The sequence below is a fragment of the Brevibacterium sp. BDJS002 genome, from assembly GCF_028201555.1.
Classification (GTDB): Bacteria; Actinomycetota; Actinomycetes; order Actinomycetales; family Brevibacteriaceae; genus Brevibacterium; species Brevibacterium aurantiacum.
The window spans coordinates 659,247-683,440 of record NZ_CP116392.1 but is presented as its reverse complement, the minus strand read 5'-3'; the positions used below and the strand labels follow the sequence as shown (position 1 = coordinate 683,440).

General features: G+C 59.1%; 25 protein-coding genes and 1 pseudogene. 14 read left to right on the top strand and 12 right to left on the bottom strand.

Annotated elements, in window-relative coordinates; all coding sequences use genetic code 11:
- The first annotated feature begins 110 nt into the window (after positions 1-110).
- Positions 111-740 (top strand): TlpA family protein disulfide reductase, encoded by a 630-nt coding sequence (locus PGC08_RS03125; RefSeq protein WP_271709514.1) that lies wholly within the window; start codon positions 111-113, stop codon positions 738-740.
- Positions 737-1,516, top strand: a complete 780-nt coding sequence (locus tag PGC08_RS03120) for a cytochrome c biogenesis CcdA family protein (protein WP_009885369.1) — start codon at positions 737-739, stop codon at positions 1,514-1,516. Before PGC08_RS03125 ends, PGC08_RS03120 begins: the two co-directional genes overlap by 4 nt.
- A gap of 182 nt (positions 1,517-1,698) precedes the next feature.
- Here the strand turns inward: PGC08_RS03120 and PGC08_RS03115 are convergent, their stop codons facing one another.
- From PGC08_RS03115 to PGC08_RS03105, 3 genes are all read right to left on the bottom strand, one after another.
- On the bottom strand, positions 1,699-3,699 hold the full coding sequence (locus tag PGC08_RS03115) for a cytochrome c oxidase assembly protein (protein WP_228278183.1): 2,001 nt from the start codon (positions 3,697-3,699) through the stop codon (positions 1,699-1,701).
- 16 nt (positions 3,700-3,715) lie between these two features.
- Positions 3,716-4,312, bottom strand: coding sequence for a copper resistance CopC family protein (locus PGC08_RS03110; protein ID WP_166826435.1), 597 nt, complete (start codon positions 4,310-4,312; stop codon positions 3,716-3,718).
- Between the two features lie 410 nt (positions 4,313-4,722).
- Positions 4,723-5,676: a cytochrome c oxidase assembly protein gene (locus tag PGC08_RS03105; RefSeq protein WP_009885553.1), complete on the bottom strand. Its 954-nt coding sequence runs from the start codon at positions 5,674-5,676 to the stop codon at positions 4,723-4,725.
- 355 nt (positions 5,677-6,031) lie between these two features.
- Between PGC08_RS03105 and PGC08_RS03100 the strand changes: the two genes are divergently transcribed.
- Complete coding sequence (locus tag PGC08_RS03100) at positions 6,032-6,643, top strand: recombinase family protein (RefSeq protein WP_096146886.1); 612 nt, start codon at positions 6,032-6,034, stop codon at positions 6,641-6,643.
- Positions 6,644-6,850: 207 nt separating this feature from the next.
- Here PGC08_RS03100 and PGC08_RS03095 read toward each other — a convergent pair whose 3' ends face one another.
- From PGC08_RS03095 to PGC08_RS03085, 4 genes are all read right to left on the bottom strand, one after another.
- Positions 6,851-7,723 (bottom strand): M56 family metallopeptidase, encoded by an 873-nt coding sequence (locus PGC08_RS03095; protein ID WP_009881632.1) that lies wholly within the window; start codon positions 7,721-7,723, stop codon positions 6,851-6,853.
- The gene (locus PGC08_RS19520) at positions 7,720-8,082 is read right to left on the bottom strand and encodes a BlaI/MecI/CopY family transcriptional regulator (RefSeq protein WP_009881633.1); all 363 of its coding nucleotides are present in this window, start codon (positions 8,080-8,082) and stop codon (positions 7,720-7,722) included. Before PGC08_RS19520 ends, PGC08_RS03095 begins: the two co-directional genes overlap by 4 nt.
- 52 nt (positions 8,083-8,134) lie before the next feature.
- Positions 8,135-9,049, bottom strand: a complete 915-nt coding sequence (locus PGC08_RS03090) for a hypothetical protein (RefSeq protein WP_131259914.1) — start codon at positions 9,047-9,049, stop codon at positions 8,135-8,137.
- A gap of 74 nt (positions 9,050-9,123) precedes the next feature.
- Complete coding sequence (locus PGC08_RS03085; protein WP_165770811.1) at positions 9,124-9,780, bottom strand: GNAT family N-acetyltransferase; 657 nt, start codon at positions 9,778-9,780, stop codon at positions 9,124-9,126.
- Positions 9,781-9,873: 93 nt separating this feature from the next.
- Here PGC08_RS03085 and murJ point away from each other — a divergent pair, with 93 nt between their 5' ends.
- Positions 9,874-11,514 (top strand): murein biosynthesis integral membrane protein MurJ, encoded by a 1,641-nt coding sequence (gene murJ / locus PGC08_RS03080; protein WP_009881635.1) that lies wholly within the window; start codon positions 9,874-9,876, stop codon positions 11,512-11,514.
- A gap of 56 nt (positions 11,515-11,570) precedes the next feature.
- Here murJ and PGC08_RS03075 read toward each other — a convergent pair whose 3' ends face one another.
- On the bottom strand, positions 11,571-12,149 hold the full coding sequence (locus PGC08_RS03075; RefSeq protein WP_035278083.1) for a CueP family metal-binding protein: 579 nt from the start codon (positions 12,147-12,149) through the stop codon (positions 11,571-11,573).
- Between the two features lie 329 nt (positions 12,150-12,478).
- On the opposite strand from PGC08_RS03075, the gene PGC08_RS03070 reads away from it, so the two are divergent.
- Together PGC08_RS03070 and PGC08_RS03065 are read left to right on the top strand one after the other, a co-directional pair.
- Complete coding sequence (locus tag PGC08_RS03070) at positions 12,479-12,691, top strand: heavy-metal-associated domain-containing protein (RefSeq protein ID WP_009881637.1); 213 nt, start codon at positions 12,479-12,481, stop codon at positions 12,689-12,691.
- A 196-nt stretch (positions 12,692-12,887) separates the two neighbouring features.
- Entirely contained in the window at positions 12,888-13,262 is a 375-nt protein-coding gene (locus tag PGC08_RS03065; protein ID WP_009881638.1) for a metal-sensitive transcriptional regulator, read from the top strand.
- A gap of 34 nt (positions 13,263-13,296) precedes the next feature.
- Here PGC08_RS03065 and PGC08_RS19515 read toward each other — a convergent pair whose 3' ends face one another.
- Positions 13,297-13,491 (bottom strand): hypothetical protein, encoded by a 195-nt coding sequence (locus tag PGC08_RS19515; protein ID WP_425590852.1) that lies wholly within the window; start codon positions 13,489-13,491, stop codon positions 13,297-13,299.
- A gap of 6 nt (positions 13,492-13,497) precedes the next feature.
- Between PGC08_RS19515 and PGC08_RS03060 the strand changes: the two genes are divergently transcribed.
- From PGC08_RS03060 to PGC08_RS03035, 6 genes and pseudogenes are all read left to right on the top strand, one after another.
- A complete protein-coding gene (locus PGC08_RS03060; protein ID WP_425590853.1) occupies positions 13,498-15,522 on the top strand; it encodes a copper-translocating P-type ATPase in 2,025 nt (674 codons plus the stop codon).
- 105 nt (positions 15,523-15,627) lie between these two features.
- Positions 15,628-16,212, top strand: a complete 585-nt coding sequence (locus PGC08_RS03055) for a YdhK family protein (RefSeq protein WP_009881640.1) — start codon at positions 15,628-15,630, stop codon at positions 16,210-16,212.
- Positions 16,213-16,662: 450 nt separating this feature from the next.
- A pseudogene (locus PGC08_RS03050) lies at positions 16,663-17,238 on the top strand (recombinase family protein).
- 314 nt (positions 17,239-17,552) lie between these two features.
- Complete coding sequence (locus PGC08_RS03045) at positions 17,553-18,095, top strand: TetR/AcrR family transcriptional regulator (RefSeq protein WP_009881642.1); 543 nt, start codon at positions 17,553-17,555, stop codon at positions 18,093-18,095.
- A complete protein-coding gene (locus tag PGC08_RS03040) occupies positions 18,083-18,754 on the top strand; it encodes an NAD(P)H-dependent oxidoreductase (RefSeq protein WP_009881643.1) in 672 nt (223 codons plus the stop codon). The genes PGC08_RS03045 and PGC08_RS03040 overlap by 13 nt, the downstream gene beginning before the upstream one ends.
- 47 nt (positions 18,755-18,801) lie before the next feature.
- A complete protein-coding gene (locus PGC08_RS03035) occupies positions 18,802-19,155 on the top strand; it encodes a hypothetical protein (protein ID WP_035278087.1) in 354 nt (117 codons plus the stop codon).
- Positions 19,156-19,167: 12 nt separating this feature from the next.
- On the opposite strand, the gene PGC08_RS03030 is transcribed toward PGC08_RS03035, so the two are convergent.
- From PGC08_RS03030 to PGC08_RS03020, 3 genes are read right to left on the bottom strand one after another with little or no spacing between them, the layout of a single operon-like run.
- Positions 19,168-20,571 carry an MFS transporter gene (locus tag PGC08_RS03030; RefSeq protein ID WP_271709513.1) on the bottom strand — a complete coding sequence of 468 codons (1,404 nt, stop codon included), beginning with the start codon at positions 20,569-20,571 and terminating at the stop codon, positions 19,168-19,170.
- A gap of 37 nt (positions 20,572-20,608) precedes the next feature.
- Positions 20,609-21,421: a 3-oxoadipate--succinyl-CoA transferase subunit B gene (locus PGC08_RS03025; RefSeq protein ID WP_009881646.1), complete on the bottom strand. Its 813-nt coding sequence runs from the start codon at positions 21,419-21,421 to the stop codon at positions 20,609-20,611.
- The gene (locus PGC08_RS03020) at positions 21,418-22,350 is read right to left on the bottom strand and encodes a CoA transferase subunit A (protein ID WP_205677695.1); all 933 of its coding nucleotides are present in this window, start codon (positions 22,348-22,350) and stop codon (positions 21,418-21,420) included. Before PGC08_RS03020 ends, PGC08_RS03025 begins: the two co-directional genes overlap by 4 nt.
- 147 nt (positions 22,351-22,497) lie before the next feature.
- Here PGC08_RS03020 and PGC08_RS03015 point away from each other — a divergent pair, with 147 nt between their 5' ends.
- Complete coding sequence (locus PGC08_RS03015) at positions 22,498-23,403, top strand: LysR substrate-binding domain-containing protein (protein WP_271709512.1); 906 nt, start codon at positions 22,498-22,500, stop codon at positions 23,401-23,403.
- Positions 23,404-23,534: 131 nt separating this feature from the next.
- Positions 23,535-24,188, top strand: a complete 654-nt coding sequence (locus tag PGC08_RS03010; protein WP_271709511.1) for a histidine phosphatase family protein — start codon at positions 23,535-23,537, stop codon at positions 24,186-24,188.
- The last annotated feature ends 6 nt before the right edge of the window (positions 24,189-24,194 follow it).

The following is a 24,194-nucleotide window of genomic DNA, read 5'->3' as shown; positions in this document are numbered from 1 at the left end:
GAGCTTAGACAGCTGTGATCCATATCCCCGCTGGCAGGCCATGTGATTCGAGTCTGATTTCTACGAATTGTAGAATTATCTTAAGAATTCATACTGCCCAAGGAGCCAACGTGCAAAACACCTATGCGCAGCGATCGCGACTTCGATCCTTTTCCCGCCTGGCCTACGGGAGCGCTTTGCTCGCGGTCACGCTGGGTGCGATCACCGGATGCGCTCCCGCCGACAAAGGCGTCGAGGACACTTCCGGATCAAATGATCAGGGGTACGTGGCGGGCACGGGGGTGATCACCCAGATTCCCGAAGCGGAACGCTCAACTCCTGTGCAGTTGGCTGGAAAAACGACGGACGGGGATGCCTTCGACTTGCAAGAATGGCAGGGCAGTCCAGTGGTATTGAACTTGTGGTACGCAGCGTGCCCACCGTGTCGAGAAGAGGCACCAGACCTTCAGGAAAGCTACGAATCGTTCCGCGAGGAGGGAGTGACCTTCCTAGGCATCAATGTCCGAGATGAAGCCCCCGCGGCCAACGCATTTGCTCGACAATTCGGCATCACTTACCCCTCCATGCTCGATAAGGAAGGTCAGGCGGTAGCGGCGTTGAGCGGTCTTCTGCCTCCTCAGGCTGTGCCTTCGACGGTGGTTCTCGATTCCAAGGGTCGTCCTGCTGCTCGTGTCGTCGGGATCGTCGATCGCTCGACTCTCGACGGCCTTATTTCCGATGTAATCACCAAGGACACGTGATCGCTGTGGCAACGATCGGTGAACAGTTCTCACAGATAGCAAGCTCGGGCCCGATGCTGCTGGCGATCCCGATTGCCGTGGTTGCCGGGATCATCTCGTTCCTGTCGCCATGCGTGTTACCACTGGTGCCTGGCTATCTTGGCTATGTCACTGGACTTGCTGGGAAGTCACTCGAAGATCAGAAGACATTCCGCGTGGTTATTGGTGTGTTCTTGTTCATGCTCGGCTTTTCGGCTGTCTTCGTCTCAATTGGACTCGTCTTTTCTCTCACGGGAATACTTCTCAGCGCCTGGGCGGACGTGATCAATCGCATCATGGGTGCGATCGTCATCGTGGCAGGGATCATCTTCATGGGAGGGTTGAGTCTTCTCCAGCGGGAGTGGCGTATCAAGAGCCGCCCTCAGGCGGGACTGTGGGGAGCACCGCTTCTCGGCGGAACATTCGCGTTCAGCTGGGCCCCGTGCATGGGGCCGACATTAGCGGCAGTACTTGCCTTGACCACGAGTTTCGGGCCGACAGGATCCGGTGCCTTGCTTCGCGGGACCATATTGACCCTCAGCTATTGCCTGGGCCTTGGCATTCCCTTCCTGCTTGTCTCTTTGCTACTCATCAGAGGCGGCGGCCGCATGAGGTGGGTCAAAGATCACCATGCAGCAATCACCCGTGCTGGAGGAGCCGTTCTCATCGGAATCGGAATACTCCTGATCACTGGAGTATGGACTCAATGGGTCAACGGACTGCAGGGTCTCATTGGCGGCTTTTCCACCGTGGTCTGAGCGACCATTCACCGACACATCTGAACCATGGCTGAAGAGGAAGCACAGAACGTGTCTCACTCGACCATCAGTTGTGCGCATGCATCAACTGCGTCAGGAGCGCTACCGTGTGCGACAACGACTACGACGTTGGTTCTTCACGGGAGTAGTTGCGCTTCGTCATGGTAAACAGCTTCATCTGATCAGTGCGAGACATCGGGTAAGGACCGGCTGGTGTCTGTAGGCCTGGTGGAAGGTAGGCGGGATTTGTACGGAAGGAACGTGGCGAGCACAACTGCCAGAGGCGCAACCCCGATCAGGAGAACTGCCGTGCCCGCATTTTGCTGATCGACGGCGATTGACGGCCCCCATGTTCGGTCAAGGCTGCTGAACCAGTCCACCTCGAGGACTGGACTCACACCGAATGCGAGCATATTGGCCCAGAGCAGGAGGATACCTGCGACCCCAGCAACAGCAAGGATCTGCCGGAGACGTGTTCGCGGCTTGATTCGAGTCCGCATGACCGAGGCCATGAACCAGAATCCGATGATCAGGAAGTACAGATTGGTGACTTGGTGGGCGATCCAGAAATCTAATGACAGCCGCAACAACGGAGTGTAGTAAAGCAGAATGAGCGACAGGACTAAAACTGCACCGCTGAACAGCGGATTCCTGACCACGGAACTGACTATCGGGGTGCTTGCCTCGATCCATTCCCTCGGTCCCCGACTACCATCGGTCCGCCGGGGCACACTCAGGCGCAACAAGTCCAGGGGTGCGCCGAACGCCAAGAGAAGAGGAATGAGCACTGCGATGGCCAGAAGCATGACGGTGTGGGCGCTGATGAGGACCATGCCATAGATCGTTGGGGCACCACACGTGACATAAACCAGCAGGACAATGCCGGCTAACCAGCTGACAGTGCGTTTCCGTGACCATTTGTCTCCGCTCATACGAGTCTTGCGAACCCCGAGGAGATAGACGGCGGCAACAGTGAGGATGAACGCTAACCAGAGCCAGTCCCACCGCCATTCGCTGAGCCACCGGTACCCGGTCAGGACCGGTGGCACGGGATAGCCGGTGAGGACTTCGGCGGGGGTGATCGCTGGCTCGAGTTCCAGGGGGACAGGTGGGGCCGTTCGTCCCAGTGCCGCGGTGACGCCGATGACTGCGCCCATGATGAGGACTTCAGCAATGACCAAGCGCCAAGCAAGTAGTGTGCCGGCCTTGTTTCCGACTTGAGTCATGGCCCATCGGCGATGAGCGAAACCGATGGCTCCGAGCAACAGGGTTGCGGAGAACTTGATGAGGATCAGTTGACCGTAGCGGCTCAGCAGCCCGTCCCATTCGCCGAGTCGGAGGGCAGCGTTGATCACACCGGAGCTAAGGACGAGGACGAACGCTACCCCGGCCAGTGCAGAGAAGCGGGCGATCACCGATTTTGTCACAAGCATGGTACTCGTTGAGGCCAGCACGGGGATGGTGACGGCAAGTGCTGCAACACCACCAACCCAGACAAGGACTCCGAGCCAGTGCACGGCCAGCGCACCGACACCGGCATAGTGGTCGTCGCTGCCTGCAGCATGACCGATTAGCGAGATGGGGACGATGGCAGTCAGCGCGAGCAGGGCTGTGCACGCTAGGCCGGTGGTGGAGCGAAAGAAGAAGGCTAAGTTGCAAACGAGGAAGGCAATGACGGTGATTGCACCCCAGGCTTGGCCGACGATGAGGTCAGTGAGGAAGTAGGCCAGCTGACTTAAGAAGGCCGCACTACCCGATACTGGCTGGCCCACGAGATTGGCATAGGTCAGCACCGTCACCACCACCACTGAACCCAGCCACACGAACGATGCGGCGACGGCGACGGTTCGCACGCGAGCGAATGCTGGATGGGCAGCCGAATACCCTTCTGTCGTGTCAGTGTCTTTGGACGGAACGAGTGTTGCCGCGAAGATCAGGCAGCCAACGACCACCCCCAACACCAGATGATGCACGGTCAAGGCAATCGGTAGCGCCCACCGCACAAATGCCCCGGGGTCCAACGCCTCACGTTCTGCTGCCGCACCGGAGAAGGCCGCGCTTGCTATGACAGCGGCGACGGCAACAGCCAGAGTAGCCAGAAGCCACACTATGGATTGCCAGCGCCCGCTCGTGGCCGGACGACCGGGAGTCGTACTATTCATCAGTGTGGACTCGCCGCTCAAAGTGCTGGTTCATGTTTCATTGCCTTTTATGCTTCTGTTGCAAGACGAGCGTGACGATGACGAGCACCGCTGCGACAAAGAGAAGGATCCAAACGACGATGAAGCTCGCGGGGAACTTCAAGTCCTCTTCGTCAGCAGCCTGCGCGGTTTCCGTTTGCGAGGGTTCTGGGGCCGAGGAGTCGTTCTCTGTCTGTTTGGGGCTAGGGGCCGAGGAGGGGCTGGCACCGTTCGTCGCGGTGAAGGAGAACGTGCCGTCGATCGGATGAGAATCGGACGAGACCACTCGCCAGGTCACTGTGTATTCTCCGGCAGGCGCCCCGGACTTAATGGGTTGAACAGCCGCGTCGCCATCGATTTCGACATCTCCTTTGGCCCAGTTCGTGCCTGAAGAGTCGGTGATTTGGATCTTCGATCCCATCGACAGCGGAGTATCGCTAAACGAAATTTCGATGGCTTCGGGGGTGGTACTGAGTTTCTGCCCGTCTTCGGGGTTTGTCCCGGTCACGGTTTCGTGTGCCGAGGCCGGTGCGACCGGCAGCAGGAAAGCTACCAACACCAGTGCGAGAACGGTCAACATCCGGTTCGTGGGCCGCGGGATCACTGTGAGAGCCAATTTCTACCTCCTGTAGACAACGGGATTAGAGTACCAGTGCTGGGTCTGGGGTTAGCCATGACTGCCCGTCGTGGTCGCCAGTGCACGCCCTTCGGCCGCCTTTGTGGCTGCCCAGGAATGTCACGTTGCGTCCGTGCTGCCCAAGAGCGGCAGAAAGGGCGAGAGCTGCCGCCGACCAGGGTCACAGATTCGCCAGAAAATTCGTCTCGTTCGCCCGCGTGAGACCGAGGTCAAACGCTACGGCATGGCAGGAGACCGATCGGTTCTTTACAGCGACACAACGGACTATAGTCAGCATTCACTGACTATACAGTGCATGTTGACTTTGCGAAGGATGCAGGAATGCGTTGACTGGAAAATAGAACTGAGCTGTACCAGGTGCTGCTCGTCATGGGAGTGCGTTTGGGTGTTCAGATCGTGATCTCACCGCGGTTGAGTGCCCTGAGGTATTCGTTGTAGGCATCAAGGTCTTTGTCTCCGTGAAGCGCGACTTCGCGATCACGGGATGCATTGTTCTTCGACTCCTGACGGGACCAAGTAATGAGTACGACGAGGAGAATTGCCACCGCTGGCCCCTCGCCGTAGGCCCAAGCAATACCGCCCGCAAGCTTCTGGTCCTCCATCACGTCGATGCCCCAGCTTGCTGGCATCTGGGTGAATCGGTCGACTAAAGGCAGAGTTGCCATCATGACAATGACACCGAAGAACGCGTGAAGGCCGGCTTCGAGGAAAGAATGAAAAATCCGTACAACGTGAGACTCGGGCACAGGAAGCGGGTCTGCCGGAATAAGCGTCGCATTGAAGATGATTCCAGTGAACAGGAAGACGAGTTCAAGGCCGATATGGCCACCAATGCCTGAGCTCAGCACGAAATTCGCAGCATTCGAGAGGTAGAGGCCATAGAAGAGCACGAGAAATAGAGGAATCGAGAACAGCGGGTGGACAACGACCTTGCCCACCCACGAGCGTAGACCGAAGATTGCGAGTTTGAGAACGATTCGCCCCGGTAGATTCCGCGGTGACGAACGTAGAAGAAGGGTCCCTGGAGCACCAAGGAGTAGAAGAGGTGGTACCGCCATCATGAGCGTCATCTGCTGGAACATAAAGACTGAGAACATGACTTGCCCGTATCCTTCGATCGCCAGCCCCATGACTGCAGCGAGCAGTAGGCAGCCGAGGAGGAATAGGATTCCTCGCCAGACTGGCCAGCGGCGTCCCTGGACTGCGAGGCGGATCCATCCGATGATGTAGAATAGGGCGATAATCCCGGCGAGGACGGGGATGACCGGGATTGGTTGTAGCTCGAAGCCAAGGAAGGTCTCAATCGAGGGGGCTTGGGTGGGAACCCAGGTGAAATCTGCCATTGAATGTCCTCCCTCGGCGTCTTAGGCAAGGACGCGCTTCTAACCAAAGCCTACGCGCCTACCCTACACAGCTGTGAGCTTCAGCGGTAATGGCGGTGATTGTTCATCGCATACTGGCGTTAGCTGCCGATGGCAAGGATACTTGTAGCGGCTTCGACGACGGCGTCAGTGATTGTCTCGAGTTGGTTTACTCTCATCACGACACCGCATCCGCGCCGACATGTCACAATAACTCTCGTCCGCACCGTCTGCGATACTTAGAATAATTAACGGGTTAAATGACAGTTTCCTGATGGCGGTGACGCAATAGCTCTGGTGTCATATAAACGAACGAATAAGTGATGGAGGCTGTGTCGTGGAGATCGGGTACATGCGAGTGTCGAAGGCCGACGGATCTCAAGCGACCGATCTCCAACTTGATGCACTGATTGGCGCCGGCATCTCTCGGGAACATCTTTACGAAGACAAGGCATCCGGGAAGAAGGAGGATCGACCGCAGCTTGCTGCGTGTCTCAAGGCTCTTCGTGCCGGTGACACGTTGATCGTGTGGAAGCTCGACCGCCTTGGCCGAGACCTGCGTCATCTGGTCAATATCGTCCACGACCTCACCGAGCGGGGGGTGGGGCTCAAAGTGCTAACTGGCCAAGGGGCTGCGATCGACACGACCACAGCGTCGGGCAAACTAGTGTTCGGTATCTTTGCGGCGTTGGCTGAGTTTGAACGTGAACTCATCTCTGAGCGCACCAAAGCTGGCCTAGCTTCGGCTCGCGCCCGCGGTCGTCAGGGTGGCAGGCCTTTCAAGATGACACCCGCCAAAGTTCGACTGGCAATGGCGTCGATGGGGCAATCTGGCACCAATGTTGCAGGCTTATGCAAAGAACTCGGAGTGACCCGTCAGACTCTCTACCGTCATGTCTCTCCGACCGGTGAGCTGCGACCCGACGGGGCCAAGCTTCTCCAGAGGTAGAAGCGCCCGCACGCGAACGGGTGTGGAGAAATCAGTCTATTTGCTGGATGGCAACGATGGTTGCGGGCGTCAGGCTGGTCGTCGCCCCGTTCTCCCAGGGACGGCAAGTAGCGATTTTCAAGGTGAGAAAACGTACGGCTCCGAAGAAGATTTGCTTCGCGGATACTGCTGCGTCCCCTCTATCTCCGATCCGAAGCGGAGACGACGCTAGAGGGCCACTAAGGTCATTAGGTGGTGGAGCTGTAACGGAGAACTTGCCAGCCCGCTTGCAACGAGGCCAGATCCGCCAAAGACTGCTGTCCCTTGCAGTCGTCCCTGTGATGCATCCGGGTCCAGGAGTGCTTGAACTCTCCGGCTGACTTCGTGGTCCGCGACGCCAAGCCCATTGGCAGAAGGCGAAACTGTGCGAGAGAGCGCTACTTTTCCAATGGTTTCAGCGACGAGGCGACGGTTACCAACGACAGTTGCAGCTTCTTCGTCGGCCCATCGTTCCACTGCCAGTCGCATCGCAGGTTCGAGCCGGGACAGCACAGGAAGGACGGCCACCAAAGCGTGGGCGATTCCCATATACACGTGGTGCTTGCGATCCAGATGTGCTTGCTCGTGTTGATAAACAACGGCCAGTTCCTCCCGCGTCAGGAGGTCTCTCAGTGCAGTGGAGATGAGAATCCTCCCACCTCGCTCGGGAATGGCAAGCGCGAAAGGCTCGCTATCTGCGACTATTCCACCGTGAGGCAGTTGTGTGCGCTCCTTCACCCCTTTCACTGCCAGCACCGCCAAGCGAATGGTGGCGAGAAGAACAAGGCACAGAGCCAGCAGTCCCATCACGAAGCTGACTCCCCCATGCGCAGAGATCAGGCTGAGCATGAGGTTGGAGTGGACGACATGGTGGGGAACGAGTTGGGTGAAGAAGGTGGCAATAGCCGTCAACGCCACAGCAACCAGCGATACCAAAGTGGCCAGCGCCAACAGCGCCAACGTCCGGGCAGTCCACGCCGGGTGCGTTCGCAGGCTGAACCAGGAACTGACGTATGTCAGTACTGCCAAGCCCAGCAGCGGGAAGAGGGTCAAATCTGTCATGACGTCTCTGGGCTGTCACGCAGTATTCGTCGCAACATTTCGGATTCATCGGAGTCAAGGCCACGAGCGAACTGACTCAGCACAAGCGTTGGATCGTTCGCCGACCTCAACGGAGAAAACATCTTCTCCGCGGCGACCTCTGACTCGTCAACGGTCAGTTCATACGCATAGCTTCTGCCTTGTAGCGTTCGCTTGACCATGCCTTTATCGATCAGACGGGCGAGGACAGTGTGGACGGTAGTGCGTGCCGGAGGCCCGACGAGGCCCTCAAGTAAAGCAGGAATGGTCACCGGACGATCTTGTCCAGCGAGCACCGCAAGGGTCTCAGCCTCCAACTGGCCAAGCTTTCTACGCGCCATCGAAGAGTGCCCCTTTCAGACGAGCCGTCTACCAGTGTAGAGCAAACGTATTTTAGTTCTCGTAGCCGATATGGATGTGATCTTGATGAACGATGTTGGAAAAGGTTGCACCGTCGCGGGTCGCGAATGCCCACGGTCCGCCGACCTCGTCACTGCCATCTGCCAACGCAGCTTCCATGAGTGCTCGGGCCGGATTGTCATCAGCCGACTGCTGAGCGTAGTACGACACAGGTTTTCCATCGATCTCCCAGATGTCGACTGCTTTTCCGCGAGTGTGGTTACTCTGCCGGTCGGTACCAAAAACATCTCGGGGGTGACCAGTGCGCAGGACAGCGACACTGAGCTGATGGTCGCGCGCAAAGCCTCGAACAACTTCCAGGACTCTTGCGTCAATGTCTCCCTCAAGGAGATCTTGGATCGAGGTATCGGTAAGAGCGATGTTATCGTCTTCCAGCACCTGAGCCACGAGCTCACTAGACGGCTCTGATGAATCTGTCGGCTGAGTCGGGCCGGATCCTTTCAAGTTTCCTCCCGTTGACTTGACTGCTGTGACTGTCCATTTGCCGTCGGAGCGCGTCAGCCTGAGGTCAAGGACACGGGTGGTGCGCACAATCTGCTGATTCTCGAACCTTTGAGTGTCAACCAAGGCGATGATTGAGGCTTTCGTTCGGGTGAGACCTCCGAGCTGCGGGTACACGACCTCTGTCGAGATCGCGTTGTCTCCAAGCAATGGTGCAAGGTCATCAAATGCCGTATCGCTTGCGAGCTCGGGAGGAACGCGTTCGCGAGAGGGTATCGCTGCATCATTGGCATCGACTGTCAGAGCAGATTCCAGAAAGTCGACTGCCGCCTGTTTCAATTCGGCTACCGGTTCATATTCTTCTACCGTAAAGGGCGTTGGATCAGGTAGAGCAGAGATTGTTGACGACTCTGAGGACTGTGATTTTGGCTGGTCGGCAGCATCCATGCTTGTACACCCGAGGACTGACACGCTCAGGCATGCCCCGCCAATGAGTAGCGCTGCATTCCGGATCGAGGTGATCACGCCTCGAGGGTCATTTCCATGGTGTTCCACTGCCGACCGTCGGCATCGGTTTGCTGGCTCGCATCGGTCCATCCGTTCGATTGATAAAACTGACGCGCCCCAGTGTTGGACGGGTCCACAAACAGCTGAAGGCGCGGTGTTTTGTGAGCAGAACAGACAGTCAGAAAACTGTCCAGGAGATCCCTGCCGACGCCCGCACCGCGGGCATCGGTAGCTACTGCGATGTGGGACAGGATGCCGAGTCGACTGTCACTGGGAGAAGTAGACCCGACTCTGGAACATCGCCGCAGACCTCGCAAGTATCTATTCATTCGAGTGTGGGCGAAACGAATCGCCAGGCTTGGGCGCAGAGCCAGGCTGAGGATTCCTCTCCGAAGGAGACGTCCGCGGTCTGCGCGCATCACGTGGTGACGATACGCTTCGCGATCCACTGAGCCAACGAGGAACCCGACCTGCCTTCCATCAACTTCGGCAACAAACGCACATCCCGAAGGGCTGGTCGCATAGGTGCGTAGATATGCCGAGAGGAAGCCGTCTCCGAGCTCAGCGAAGAATCCGCCCGGCAAATGCTCGCGCATCGATGCACATACGAAGGAGAGATCGGACATTTCCATCGCCCGTACTCGTAATCCTAGTGTTGGTGGAGTGCTCATAAGAGCAAGTCTACGACTGTAGACACAAATCATCTACTCTTGTAGACGATCCGGTTGCTGCCCGGATTTAAGACAGCAACTTGAGGAGAGCGGATGGCTGACGTGAAAGACTCAGCGCTGGCAAGATCGTCGGCTGTAATGGCCATTGGCACGGTCGTGTCACGAATTCTCGGGTTCGCCAGAATCATTTTGCTGGCGATGGCAGTTGGCGTCACAATCGGGGGCGCCGCAGATGCCTTCGACGTCGCCAATAAAGTCCCCAATACGCTGTACATGCTTTTGGCTGGTGGAGTGCTCAACGCGGTCCTCGTTCCCCAACTCGTAGCCGCCAGCAAACATCACGACGAAGGTCGGGACTTCATCAACAGGCTCCTGACTTTTGCCCTGCTCATGCTGATTGCTTTCACAGTGACCGCAACATTGTGCGCGCCCATACTCATTCGAATCTACTCAGCTCCCACCTGGCCTGCCGAGCAGACCGCGCTGGCGATCGCCTTCGCCATCTGGTGCTTGCCGCAACTCTTCTTTTACGGCCTCTACACGGTACTGGGGCAGGTGCTCAACGCGAGATCGTCATTCGGGCCCTATATGTGGGCGCCGGTTGTGAACAACGTAGTGGCCATGGTCGGTCTGATCATCTTCATCGCCCTCTTCGGTCCCGGCGAGACCGGCCAACATCCCATCGGCAGCTGGAATGGGGCAAAGATCGCGCTCTTAGCGGGTAGCGCGACGGTGGGAGTGGCCTGCCAGGCACTTATTCTGATCCCGTCGCTGAGACGCATCGGGTTTCGCTACACACCTACCTTTGGTTTCCGCGGAAGAGGGCTGGGCAACGCCGCCCGGGTTGCAGGCTGGGCCTTCGCTTCACTACTTGTTGGACACCTCGGGTTTATCGTGATCTCCCAGGTGGCATCGACAGCAACGAGTACGGGCGAGGAAGCAATCGCCTCCAACGCTGCCTACTCACTGTCCTACCTGGTCTTCATGCTGCCCCATTCGATCGTCGCTGTGTCATTGGCGACTGCCTTGCTGCCCGCACTCAGCCGATCTGTAGCCGACGACGACACCGACGGTATCCGCAGCAACTTGACCAAGAGCGTTCGTGTGGTCGGGTTGGTCAATGTGTTCGCCTCGGTGACTCTCATCGTGCTCTCCGATCAGGTCGCGATGGTGTTGGGAGGCGGTAGCGGTCAGCAGGCAGAAGCCATCGGGTTGGTCATCAAAGCCATGGCGATCGGTCTAGTGCCGTTCAGCGCCAGCTACCTATTCCAACGAGGGTTTTACGCCTACGGGAATGCCCGAACCCCGTTTTTTATCAGGATTTTTCAAGTATTGCTCACTACCGCGGGAGTCGGCGCGGCTGCGTTCCTCCCGCAAGAGCTGGTAGTTGCCGGGATCGGGGCCTCGATGAGCCTCGGTTATGTCCTGGCTGTGGTCTTGACTGCTCTCCAAATGCGTCGTCAGATTGGCCGCCTCGGAGGCCGGTCGCTGCTGCTAGCTCATCTGAAGTTCGCGGTCGCTGCAGCGTTAGCAGCTGGAGCTGGGTGGGCCGTGCTCGCACTGGTGGGGCCCGAGTTGGATACCAGCCGAGGGGGTGCCTTCTTCGCAATGCTTGCAGTCGTCCCTTCCATGCTCCTCGGTTACGTGCTGGCTTGTTACTTGCTCAGGGCTTCGGAACTCAGGAGCGTGCTAAGCATGATATCTGCCAGGCGGGGCCGACTTTGGCGCCGATGAGGGCTACCCGGTGGCGCGATCACTGCCGATCAAGGAAAGCAGGCCGAGGCACCCTGTTAAGCGACCTGGAGGTCGGTGATGCATGTGGCACCGTCATCGCTGGTGGAGAAGTCTGTCGTACCGACCATTCCATCGTGGCTGATCTCAATGGTGCCTTCGAGGTTTCTGGGTACCCAGAAACCAACAAAACCATTATCGTACGTCGTTGCTTTCTCGTCGACAATAACGTCGCCAGTGGAGTCGTCGGTGATCTGAACGGTGACTCTCTCATTGGCAAGCTCACCTTGGCAGGTTGTCAGGCTGTGGTAGAAGCACTCGTGACTTTGATTCTCATACGGGGCAATAGAGATGTAGGTGGAGTCGTCTGGCATATCCAGGGTCACTTCCTGCTCTTCATCGGTGAGCACCAACTGGTCTGGTTCAACGGAGGCCAGCAGGTCAGTGGGACGATTGGCCACCTTGATCCGGTCGAGATGATCAATGGCTTCGCTGGCATTCATCTCAGCGAGACCATAGTCGGCAAGAAGATCTGACGATGCGGCTTGGGTTGTTTCCGCCGGAGGGTCCGCATCAGCTGACGAGCATCCGGTCAGTGTTAGTACCAGGGTCGCTGCGGCGATTACTAGGCGTTTCACATCATCTCGATTCTTTGTCGAAAGTCCTGTTTCTGCTAAGGGTCAGTATTCGCAATGGAGGGCGTACCGCGAAGTGTGTCTCATTCAGCAGACACCGTATATCAAATGACGGACATCTGAGGATTTCAGCTACATTCGATTCGTGCGTCCGAACACGGAAAGTCCTGCTTGGGATCGTCGCCGTTATCATCACACCCACCTCCAGTAGTCTCTTTGTCTGGGCTGTGGGGCACTATCGACAACTATCCAACTGGTTGACAAATATACCCCCTATGGGTATAAAGTCAGCCACGGATACCCACCCGCGGTATCGCTGAGAAGAGGTTTCCATGGCACAAACAATCGAGTTCAAGGTTTCTGGGATGACGTGCGGGCATTGCGAGATGTCAGTGCGCGAAGAAGTCCAGGAAATTCCAGGCGTAACCGAGGTTGATGTGTCACACGAGTCCGGGACACTTGTCATCACTTCAGAGATGGGAATCGCGCCCGAAGCTGTCATCAACGCGGTCAAAGAAGCCGGGTATCAGGCAGAGCCGGCGTAAGTTGGGGCGCACTGAACGCTGTACCCGCCACCAAGTTCCCACTAGTTACCCTTCGCCTGCACAACCGCAGGTGCTGCGATGGCATTCTCCAACGTCGTCGTTGTCAGCAACAGCCTGCGACTACGTACGTTCACGACACGCAACAATCACCCGATGAGCGGTCGACCAACAGCAGATGAAACCCAAGGAGTCACTAATGACTACCACCGACCCCTCTCTCATGGCCGCCGGCGAGCCATCCGAAATTCCAGCGGTCGACCAGACTGCCAGTTGCCACACCACTGGCCACGAACACGGTTACATCCAGGACAAGAAGCAGTACGAAAGACGTCTCTCTCGCATTGAGGGACAAGTCCGGGGTATCCAGCGCATGGTCGATGAGGAGAAGTACTGCATCGACATCCTGACCCAGGTCTCGGCAATCCAGTCGGCCCTGCGCAATGTCGCCCGCGGGCTCCTCGATGACCATCTACGCACTTGCGTCGCCGATGCCGCCAAGACCGGCGGGGCCGAAGCTGACGAAAAGCTCGACGAAGTCTCCGAAGCCATCGGCAGGCTCATGCGCACCTGAAACCCCCTCAACATCACCTTCGCTCCCGCGCCGCTTACAGGAGGCCATCATGAGCAGCCCACACCACCACAACCACCAGCCCGGCATGCAAAAACCCGATCACGCCAGGGCTGAGGCATCCCGGACAGAGTCCACCAGCCCCGGTCATCACAACCCCGATGACCATTCGTCCCATACCGAACATGGTGATCACACCGATCACGGAGGTCATGCCGGTCATGGTGACCACGCCGCGATGTTCAAAAATAAGTTCTGGCTCAGCCTCATCCTTTCGATTCCGGTCGTATTCTTCAGCCCGATGTTCGCCGGTCTCCTCGGATACACGATCCCTGAGTTCCCCGGAGCGCACTGGATCCCGCCGATACTGGGCACCATCATCTACATCTACGGCGGTAAGCCGTTCCTCACCGGTGGCTGGTCGGAGCTGAAGTCCCAACAGCCCGGAATGATGCTGCTCATCGCGATGGCCATCACCGTCGCCTTTGTCGCCTCATGGGTGACCAGTTTGGGTATCGGCGGATTCATGCTCGACTTCTGGTGGGAGCTGGCTCTCCTCGTCGTCATCATGCTGCTGGGCCACTGGATGGAGATGCGTGCCCTGGGTGCGGCCTCTGGTGCCCTCGACGCACTCGCCGAACTCCTCCCCGATGAAGCCGATAAGATCACCGACTCCGGAACTGTGACCGTGCCAATTAGCGACCTGGCAGCCGGAGACATTGTCCTCGTCAGGTCCGGTGCTCGCGTACCTGCTGATGGCAACATCGTCGAAGGGACTGCGGAATTCGACGAGTCCATGATCACCGGGGAATCAAAGACCGTGGCCCGCGAGATCGGCGATCCCGTGGTCGCTGGGACAGTTGCGACAGACAACTCCGTGCGAGTCTCCGTCGAAGCCGTCGGCGACGACACCGCGTTGGCCGGCATCCAACGCATGGTCGCCGAAGCCCAACAATCATCATCACGAGCCCAAGCACTGGCCGACCGAGCAGCCGCCTGGTTATTCTGGTTCGCCCTGGGTGCGGGCATCATCACGTTTATCGTCTGGCTCCTGCTGGGCCAACCCGATGATGCGGTCATCCGGACCGTGACCGTTCTCGTTATCGCCTGCCCCCACGCTCTAGGCCTGGCTATTCCGCTTGTCATTGCCATTTCAACCGAACGAGCCGCCAAGGCGGGAGTGCTGATTAAGAATCGTATTGCCCTGGAGCGCATGCGCACCATCGATGTGGTCCTCTTCGACAAGACCGGCACCCTCACCGAAGGCGCTCACGCCGTGACTGATACCGCAATAGCCTCCGGCATCACCGAGGGGCAACTGTTGGCATTGGCCGCCGCAGCCGAGGCTGATAGTGAACACCCAGTAGCTCGTGCCATCGTCGCAGCCGCCGGTGACAACGCTGAGGCATCCCAGTTCGGTCTGACTGGCACTGATTTCAGCTCAGCCACCGGTCGAGGCGTGCGCGCTCAAGTCGACGGCACCGAGATCACTGTGGGCGGACCAAACATGTTGCGCGAACTCAGCCTGAGGGCGCCGAGCGATGTTGCCGACCAGACAAGCGATTGGGCCAGCCGAGGAGCCAGCATCCTGCACGTCGTCCGCGACGGCCAGATCATCGGGGCACTGGCCCTAGAAGATCAGGTCCGCCCCGAATCACGCGCCGCCGTTGCGGCCTTGCACGAGCGTGGGGTTGCTGTTGCCATGATCACAGGTGATGCCCGGCAAGTCGCTGACGCAGTGGCTAAGGATCTCGGAATCGACGAGGTCTTCGCCGACGTCCTCCCTCAAGACAAGGACACCAAAGTTGCCGAGCTCCAAGACCGTGGACAGGCCGTGGCCATGGTCGGTGACGGCGTCAACGACGCCCCGGCCCTGGCCCGCGCCGAAGTCGGTATTGCGATCGGTGCAGGCACGGACGTGGCCATGGAATCAGCCGGGGTAGTCCTGGCCGGAAACGACCCCAGGGCAGTCCTCTCGATGATCGATCTCTCACGAGCCAGCTACCGAAAGATGCTGCAAAACCTGGCCTGGGCCACCGGCTACAACGTCCTCGCAGTGCCCCTAGCAGCCGGAGTCCTGGCCCCCATCGGCTTCGTTCTGTCCCCGGCAGTCGGGGCCATCCTGATGTCCCTGTCCACGATCGTCGTCGCACTCAACGCACAACTCTTGCGCCGCATCGATCTCGACCCAGCACAACTCGCCCCTGCACCAGCCAGCAGGTCTGGCACCTCCACTCGAATGGGCGCATCGCACCATTCCTGACAGCCTCACCGACGAAGACCCGCAACTGAGTCAGTCCACCATGCCACTAGGTCGAACATTGTTGAGAAAGCGGGCCCTTAGGGCACGAGAAATAGAAGGAGAAGTATGAAGAAGTCCACCACACTGACAACCATCGCAGCCATTGCAACCGCAGGAGCTCTGGCACTGTCAGGGTGCACCGACAGTCCCGACGAAGACGAATCACCTCCTCAATCTCAAGACCAGACACAGACCAAATCACCATCGAGTGAGAGTCATGCACATGCCGCCGATGGTGGTCAGCCTCCAAAAGGCATCAAGAAGGCCGCCGATCCCAAGTACGCCGTGGGTGATGACGTCGTGCTGACTGCTGACCATATGGAGGGGATGGAAGGAGCAGATGCGACGATCTCGGGTGCCTTCGACACCACGACATATTCGATCAGCTACACACCTACCGATGGCGGTGACCCAGTCACTGACCACAAATGGGTCGTACAGGAAGAGCTGGAGAACCCAGGCAAGCCGCCATTGAAGGAAGGCACGGAGGTCGTTGTCGATGCTGATCACATGCCCGGAATGAAAGGGGCCAAGGCAACAATCGACTCTTCGACTGATGAGACCGTCTACATGGTCGACCTCGACATGGGTGATATGACAATGACCAACCACAAATGGGTTACCGAGAGCGAAATTCAGCCCGCCAAATGACCAGCAAGCAGTAGCGAAGATCTAGGGACTAGAAACCCACGATCCTAATCACGCTAAGAACAGCAACAGACTGTCACCCCTGCGCAACCGCACGGGTGACAGTCTGTTGCTGTGTAGTCGATCAGGCCAGGACAGCGACCAGTTCCAGCACTGCCTGAAAGTAGGAATCCATCGGGTTTGTGTAGGTGAATCGTGGTCCTTGTGTTCGTGGTCGCCATTCTCTAGCCGTGTGCAGATGACTTCTGACATCAGTGCAGACAGCTTCTGAAACTGACACCTAGGGATACGAGACGTCTCACCGGCGTCCCAGACTTGGGCTGCCGGATCGAGTGACCTCTGCGGATTCTCGGCATCGTTAGCTAGGTGAGAGATTCTTATAACTATGTCTTGTAACCTTAGGATTGAATCGGTGTAATCATCTTTAGTTATGAGACACCTTGGAGCATCCACATGGCGAAACTAATCGGATACGCGCGCGTCTCCACTCGCGACCAATCCACTGATCGGCAACCAACCGACCTCCTCGCTGCCGGAGTCCGACGCGATGATCTCTATATCGACCACGGCGCCTCTGGAGCGCGAGCCTCACGACCTGAGTTCGAGCGAGCACTCGCAGCACTTATCGAAGGTGACACTCTCGTCATTACCACTCTCGATCGTTTAGGCCGATCGACCCAGAACATGCTCACTTTCGCCGAAGAGCTTCGAAGTCGTGGGGCCGGCTTGCGAGTCCTCAATCTCGGCGGAGGAGATGTTGACACCGCCACCCCGATGGGGTCAATGATGTTCACCATTATGGCCGCACTGGCGTAGATGGAGCATGAGATCAAACGGGAGCGAATCACCGGCTCCATCAAGAAACGCCGTGACGCCGGGCTTGATTTAGGTGGCCGACCGCGCCGGATCACCGACAGCCAGATCCGTAATGCGATTCGATTGGTCGACAGCGGTGAACCAGCCGCGCAGGTTGCTCGAGATCTCGGAATGTCTCGAGCAACCTTCTATAGGCGGGCACGCTCTCTCTGAGTAGCCGTTAACCAACGATTCGAAGACCGCCATCGAGCATTCACAGAAGACCGCCACTTATCGCTAAAGCTCACACGATAGTGAGCCACGGTTTTTCGTAATCAGCCACTCTGCCTCCAAGAGTGAAGAAAATCGGCTCGCCCGCCCCTCAAGGGGACGAACGAACCGATCATGATGTTGTCGATTTTACTCTGAATTGTTGGCCACGTCGAGCATCAGTACTGGACTGAATCAGAAGCTAGAAAACTCATGGATATTGCGCTCATCTCCTACGGGCTTGCCCAATGTAAAACGATCGTTGTACCGTTGTCGTCATGTCCACTACACGCACCGACATCGTCACCAACTGTGAGCCCGTCTTCGACCGGAACGGCTTCGCGGCAACCGGCATGGATGCCCTCACCAAGGCAGCAAACGTCTCCTCAAGGACCCTGTACAAGCATCTGGGCAGCAAGACCGGGCTCACGATCGCCGTTCTCCAGGCGCGGATGGAACGCTTCTTCAGCACGTGCACAGCGTCGACCTTCGACGAGCTGCTCACCGGCCTTGAACGTTGGATAGAAGCAGAAGGTGCCCGAGGTTGCCTGTTCCTGCGCGCCCAAGGCGAAGCCGACACGCTTGGCGCCGGGGCTGGGGTCTCCACCGTGGTCGCGGAATATCGGCGGCGATTGCGAGAGCTGATCGGCTACCTCGTCGTCAACGAGCTCGGTCGTGAAGATGACACTCTGTGCGATGAGCTGCTCATCATCTTCGAGGGTGCAACATCAACAGCCTCATACCTGGGCCCGCGAGCAATCACTGCGGCCCGCAGTGCGGCGGGCGCCGTGCTGACGAAAGGAGATCCATGCACCTGCTGACCGTCTTCGCCCACCCGATCCGCACAAGCTATCCGGGCGCGGTGATGGATTCCTTCCACGAACCATTCGCAGCTGCCGGTCACTCGATCGATATCCTGGACCTCCACACCGAGGGTTTCGACCCACGATTCACCGAGGCGGACCACAGTCACTTCTGGGGCGGCCCGATCCCACCCGGTATTGCCGACATGCACCAGCGGGTCGAGGCTGCTGACCGGCTGGCGTTCGTCTTCCCCGTCTACTGGTGGTCGATGCCGGCGATGATGAAGGGCTGGATTGAGCGGGTCTTCACTGGCGACTGGGCCTATCAGTATGGCTCGGGTGTTGCTGATCGAGGCAAGGAGCCGCTGAACGGGCTTCTCCCCCGCGCGCCCACAGCACTCATCGGGGTCGGCGGCTCCAAGCAGCGCACCTATGACAAATACGGGTATGGGGACGCGATGTATGCCCAGCTCGACATCGGCATCTTCGCCTACTGCGGCATCACCGATGTGGAAAGCCACCTCATCTACGACGTCGAGGGCGAGCACAACGCCGACAATCGAAGCGCCGGAATCGCCCAGGCACGAAACATCGCCACCGCATTCGCGTCTCCGACCCGCTCGCCCCGAAACGCCAAGGAGGAATACCTCGAGAGTCGGTCAGCGCTCTCGGCATGAGAGTTTAGGACGGTCGGCTTCCTAAACGAGACCGATGATGGATGACCATGAAGCGAAAGACACATCCGCTCGTTCTCGTGCTCATCTACCTCGGGATGATCACAATTTTCATCCTGCTGTTCCACGACCCGCGATTCACCGCCAAAGAGACCACTGTCAGCGGTGGCCCAGGGCAGGATTCCGTCGACATTGCAGACACTCGAGTCAGGTGCGAATCCATCACCATGCTCGGCTGGCCAACCGACCGCGCCTATCCCGATGAGGACACGCAGTCATCGAACAGCTGGGATGCTGACCTGCCCAGTATGTCCGCTGAGGCCTACGACGCCTTTTCGGCCGACTTCCAACAGGAATGCACGGAACGCCGCGCCGACCAGCGCGCCGACCAGCATGAACCCTGACGCGCTGCCGCGTCAGACCCGCACTTCCTGCGCCTTGGCCCCGAGCTCACTCCGATCATCAACAGCATCAGCCTCGGCGGTCAGGTCACGGCCACGAGTCTCGGGTGCGAACCAAGCACCCACGAGTCCGCAGCTGGCGAAGAGGATGAGGACGATCGCGACAGGCCACCAGGAATCCGTGATCACGGCGACGAGGCTTGCCGCAATGACAGGAGCAAGTCCACCGGAGACAACCGAGCCGATCTCCTTGATTGTCGTCATGAACGTATAGCGGTGCTTGGATCCGAAGAGCTCGACCAGCCAACTGGATTCGACTCCGTAGAGGTTCGGCAGGGGTCCGCCGACGAAGACTGCGAAGACGCAGGCGATGAGAATCGGATTGCCGGTGTCGATGAGCAGCATGGCCGGGATCGAGAACAGGATCTGAAACAGAGAGAAGCCTAGGAAGACCGGACGGCGTCCCAGCTTGTCGCTGAGCTTGCCGAAGAATGGAACCGTGGCGAACCCGATGACGGTGCCGATCATGATCCCCGTAGTGACAGTGGAGGACTCGATGCCCGTCGTGGTCACGACCCAGCCCACCATGAAGCCCTTGACCAGGTAGACCGCAGAGTTCTCGCCCATGCGGATACCCAGCGCCAGCAGGAACGACTTCGTCGACCGTCGGGCTTCGACCAGGATGGACGGCTGGTCCGCCTTGGCTGCGGCAAGTTCTGCTCGCCGCTCCTTCGCTTCCTCGAACACGGGAGATTCTCGTACCTTCGTGCGAATGGCCAGCGCCACGAATGTGGTGACGATGCTGAGAAGGAAGGGCACTCGCCAGCCCCAGCTGAGGAAGGCCTCGTCCGGCAGCAGCGAGAGCAGCGTCCACAGGACCGTGGCCAGGTAGATTCCGCTGTTGGTCCCCATCGCGACGATTGCGCCGAAGAGTCCGCGGCGGCGCACCGGTGAGGACTCGACCAGGAGCACCGAGGCTCCGGCGAGTTCGGCGCCGGCCCCGAATCCCTGCACCAGGCGCAGGATGACGAGGAAGACCGGGGCCCAGATTCCGATCTGTGCGTAGGTGGGCAGGAGCCCGATTCCCATGGTGGCGATGCCCATCATGGACAGGGTGACGATGAGAACGATGCGTCGACCGTGCTTGTCGCCGACGCGGCCGAAGATATAGCCGCCGATCGGTCGAACGGCGAACCCGGACCCATAGACGCCGAGGCTGGAAATCAGTGCCACAGCAGGCGTTTCGTTGGGAAAGAAGAGGGGCCCGAAGACCAAGGCCGAGGCCAAGGTGTAGAGGGTGAAGTCCATGTACTCCAGCGAACTGCCCAGCCACGACGACCAGGCGGCACGGCGCAGTTCGGGCTTGGTCACATTGGGATCGGGAGGGGTGGCGATAGTGTCACTTGTCGTCTTTGACATAGCTCTTTCCTACTTCGGTTGGATGAGTCGGGTGGGCTCAGCGCAGATAGATGCGGGTGGGGTCGAGATCGTCTCTGAGCACCGCCAGCTCTTCTGGCGTGGGTGATTGAGTTGTCTCGAGATCGCTCGCGACCTTCAGGTCCCATCCGGTCTGTCGGACCACCTCGGCGGGGTCGACTCCTGGGTGGACCGCGCTCAGCGTGAGTTCCTCGTCCTGTGCGAATCGGGTCATGATCCCCAGGTCCGTGATCACGTGGGTGACTCCAGCGCCGGCCGGCATGGTGCCGACCTCGGACTGCACCGCCCGGTGAGGGCTAGGCGAGGTGACGAAGTCGAGAGTCTCGACGAATGTGCGCGGGGTGTGGCGGCGCATGACGAGGAAGATCTCGGCCGCCCCGGCCATGGCTTCGATGGCGCCGCCGGAGCCGGGGAGCCTGCTGTCCGGGTGTTCCCAGTCGTCGCCGATGAGGGTGGAGTTGAGGCTGCCATAGCGGTCGACCTGTGCGGCTCCGAGGAATCCGACATCGATGCGCTGACCTTGCAGAACGTAGTTGAACAGGTGAGTCATCGGAATCACCGAGGCGGCCCCAGGTACCAGCACCGAGTCGGAGATGGTGCGCGGCAGGTCCGGCGGCCTGGCTCCGGTGACTCCCGATTCGTAGACGATCTCGATCTCCGGGGCCACAGTGCGCTGGGCCAGAGAGGTGGCCAGCGTCGGCAGGCCATGCCCGGCGAAGACGACGCGGCGTCCGGCAAGTGCTCGGGCCGAATGAATGGTGAGCAGCTCACTGCTCGTGACATCCCCACCGTCCTTCTTCGTGTCGGTGTGGTCAGAGGTGTCAGCGGTCATTCCCGGCCTCCATAGTTGACGGGTGTCGAATAGGCGTCCCGGATGCCCAACTTGTCGAAGTGGTCGGCTCCCAGCAGTGCGAGGAACTCCTCGTGGTCTGCGGTGTCATGGATGTTGGTCTGCAGCCAGGTCTTCACCGCTTCGGCGTCTCGGGCCAGTGCCGACCAGTCTCGGGAGAAGGCATCGTCGCGGTCGTAGTAGCCCTGCACAGCGTGCGGGTGCGCACCGCGCGGAACTTCCACGACAGCGTCAACGATGTGGGAGGGAACGATGGTGCGGTTCGGGTCGGAGCGGATGATGGACTCGTCGACGATCTCTTCGACGGTCACGATGAGTCGCCGGCCTGCAAAGGCCGCTTCGGTCTGGATTCCCAACATCCCCCAGGCCTGCACGTTTCCGGCCGAGTCAGCACGTTGAGCGTGGATGACCGTGAGGTCCGGATTGAGTGCGGGCACGACGTAGATCGGTGGGCCGCCGAAGGGGTCTTCCACGGGTCTGATGCGAGGATTCTTCTGGGCGAGATCACTGCCCCGATAAGAGGCGATCGGCTGGAATGGGAGCTTCGAGGCACCGGCCTGGTACCTGGCCACCATTCCGCCGTGGCTGTATTCGTCGAACCACAGCGGTTCCGGATCCGAGTGCTCGATTCTCCGGCGCAGTTCGTAGAGCGATCCGGCCGAGCTGTTGGCCACGAAGGCGGCGATCAGACCGGTGAGGCAGTTGGCGCCGAGAAGCTGGTCGACGATGACATCGCAGGACATGCGCGCCAGGGTGAGGTTCGAGAATTTCTGTCGGATGATCTCGTGCGCGGCGGCAACCGGCACGAGGTGGCCGAAGCCTTCCAGCGCGACGGTGTCCCCATCGTGGAGATGGGTGCTGATCGCCTCTGACAGGCTCGTCGTCTTGTCCATCGCGTCCTCCTTGAGCATCGACTGACTGTGACCTCGATCATCCTGCCAAAATCATTTATGCTAGTCCAATACTTATTGTCTCTAGTATTAATGCTCGTTCAACATGAATAATCAACACCGACCGGCCCTCCGGGACCGCGCCGCACAGATCGATGAGGATGTCGTATGGACGCCAAGCAGATCAGGGCTTTTCTCGTCTTAGCCGAAGAACTCCACTTCGGTCGTGCTGCCGAGCGTCTGCAGATGTCACAGCCACCGGTCAGCAGGCTCATCCAGAATCTGGAGAAGACTCTGTCTGCTCAGCTCTTCGAGCGCAGCACGCGGACCGTGCGTTTGACCGCTGCCGGCGAGGCACTTGTGCAGCCTGCACGAGACATACTCTTGAGCTTCCAATTGGCCGCTGCTGCAGTGAAGTCGGCAGGACAGGGAGAAATCGGACACCTGCGCCTGGCATTCACCGGAATCGCGACGCATACTCTCGTGGGTCGCCTGTCGAAGCTGGTCCGCAAGACTCACCCCGGGATCCAGATGAGCCTGCAGTCCGCGTCATTTGCCCTACCGTCCATTGAAAGCGTCGCCGATGGCTCGTTCGACCTCGCGTTCGGCCACTACCCGTTCGTTCCGCAGGCTGTCGAAACGCGAGTGATCGCGGAGGAGACTCTCGTCGTCGCCGTTCACAATGAGCATCCGCTGGCTGGTCGGGAATCTGTTTCAATGGCAGAGCTGGCAGACGAGGACTTCATCACCTTGCCTCCGAACCCAGGCTCGACGACAATCGAGCGCCTCTACACTTTGGCTCAAGCCGCGGGGTTCAGTCCCAATGTGGTTCAGGTGGCTCCCGACAGTTGGACCATTCTCTCTATGGTCGGTGCGGAGTTCGGCTGCTCTGTCACGGTGTCTTCGGTGCCGCACAACGTCACCTTCCCCAACGTCACATTCGTCCCTCTTGATGATGCGCAAGGACCCTTCCCACTGCTCATGGCCTGGAAAAAGTACGATGACAGTCCCGCACTGCGGGAGGTACTGCGGCTGTCAGAACAGCTGTTCCCCGCGTCCGCACCACCTCAATAGGCTTCCACCGCACCTCTCCACGAAAAGTTCGACCGAACGATCGCTTAGGATCGTTCGGCACCGTAGACTCGAACTCGATAGGCATTTGCGCGCACCGGCTCCAATGGCGGACGGTCGAGATGAGGAGAAGCATGAGTGTTCTGTATCTGGTCAGGCATGGCCAGGCATCATTCGGCACCGATGACTATGACCGACTGTCCGATCTGGGCAAGGAGCAGAGCCGTATCACCGGCGAGCACCTCGGCGCACAGCACGTCGCGCCGGTTCGCATCGTCCACGGGGAGATGCTGCGCCAGCGACAGACCGCCGAAGGCATCCAGACCGGACTCGGCAGCGCCTTGGAGCCTCAGATCGACCCCGGTTGGAACGAGTACCAAGCGTGGGAACTCACCGGGGCGCTGACCGACACCGATCCGCGTGCGAAGCAGGATTCGAAGATCTTCCAGGCCGAGCTCGAGCGCGGAGCTGCCCGCTGGGCCAGCGGTGAGCACGACGGCGACTATACGGAGACCTTCAAGGAGTTCACCACCCGCGTCAACACCGCCCTCGATGATGCGTGTGCGGCAATGAGTTCTGGCGAGTCCACGATCGTCGTCTCCAGCGCCGGGGCCATCGCGTGGACGGCGGCCAGGCTGCTCGGCGGTGGCTTCGATCAGTGGATGGCGTTCAACCGGGTCACCGTCAATACCGGGATCACGCGCATCATCACCGGCCGCAGCGGCACCAGCCTCGTCTCCTTCAACGAGCACGGCCATCAGGTTCCGGAGAAGGTCACCTACCGCTAGTCGGCG

Excerpts from the sequence above, each read along its gene's own strand:
- PGC08_RS03090 (WP_131259914.1), bottom strand. The coding sequence starts at position 9,049 with ATGGATGCTGCCGACCAGCCAAAATCACAGTCCTCAGAGTCGTCAACA.
- PGC08_RS03070 (WP_009881637.1), top strand. The coding sequence starts at position 12,479 with ATGGCACAAACAATCGAGTTCAAGGTTTCTGGGATGACGTGCGGGCAT.
- PGC08_RS03045 (WP_009881642.1), top strand. The coding sequence starts at position 17,553 with ATGTCCACTACACGCACCGACATCGTCACCAACTGTGAGCCCGTCTTC.
- PGC08_RS03065 (WP_009881638.1), top strand. The coding sequence starts at position 12,888 with ATGACTACCACCGACCCCTCTCTCATGGCCGCCGGCGAGCCATCCGAA.
- PGC08_RS03085 (WP_165770811.1), bottom strand. The coding sequence starts at position 9,780 with ATGAGCACTCCACCAACACTAGGATTACGAGTACGGGCGATGGAAATG.
- PGC08_RS03105 (WP_009885553.1), bottom strand. The coding sequence starts at position 5,676 with ATGGCAGATTTCACCTGGGTTCCCACCCAAGCCCCCTCGATTGAGACC.
- PGC08_RS03040 (WP_009881643.1), top strand. The coding sequence starts at position 18,083 with ATGCACCTGCTGACCGTCTTCGCCCACCCGATCCGCACAAGCTATCCG.
- PGC08_RS03095 (WP_009881632.1), bottom strand. The coding sequence starts at position 7,723 with ATGACAGATTTGACCCTCTTCCCGCTGCTGGGCTTGGCAGTACTGACA.
- murJ (WP_009881635.1), top strand. The coding sequence starts at position 9,874 with ATGGCTGACGTGAAAGACTCAGCGCTGGCAAGATCGTCGGCTGTAATG.
- PGC08_RS03035 (WP_035278087.1), top strand. The coding sequence starts at position 18,802 with ATGAAGCGAAAGACACATCCGCTCGTTCTCGTGCTCATCTACCTCGGG.
- PGC08_RS03020 (WP_205677695.1), bottom strand. The coding sequence starts at position 22,350 with ATGCTCAAGGAGGACGCGATGGACAAGACGACGAGCCTGTCAGAGGCG.
- PGC08_RS03015 (WP_271709512.1), top strand. The coding sequence starts at position 22,498 with ATGGACGCCAAGCAGATCAGGGCTTTTCTCGTCTTAGCCGAAGAACTC.
- PGC08_RS03010 (WP_271709511.1), top strand. The coding sequence starts at position 23,535 with ATGAGTGTTCTGTATCTGGTCAGGCATGGCCAGGCATCATTCGGCACC.
- PGC08_RS03060 (WP_425590853.1), top strand. The coding sequence starts at position 13,498 with ATGTTCAAAAATAAGTTCTGGCTCAGCCTCATCCTTTCGATTCCGGTC.
- PGC08_RS03030 (WP_271709513.1), bottom strand. The coding sequence starts at position 20,571 with ATGTCAAAGACGACAAGTGACACTATCGCCACCCCTCCCGATCCCAAT.
- PGC08_RS03025 (WP_009881646.1), bottom strand. The coding sequence starts at position 21,421 with ATGACCGCTGACACCTCTGACCACACCGACACGAAGAAGGACGGTGGG.
- PGC08_RS19520 (WP_009881633.1), bottom strand. The coding sequence starts at position 8,082 with ATGGCGCGTAGAAAGCTTGGCCAGTTGGAGGCTGAGACCCTTGCGGTG.
- PGC08_RS03055 (WP_009881640.1), top strand. The coding sequence starts at position 15,628 with ATGAAGAAGTCCACCACACTGACAACCATCGCAGCCATTGCAACCGCA.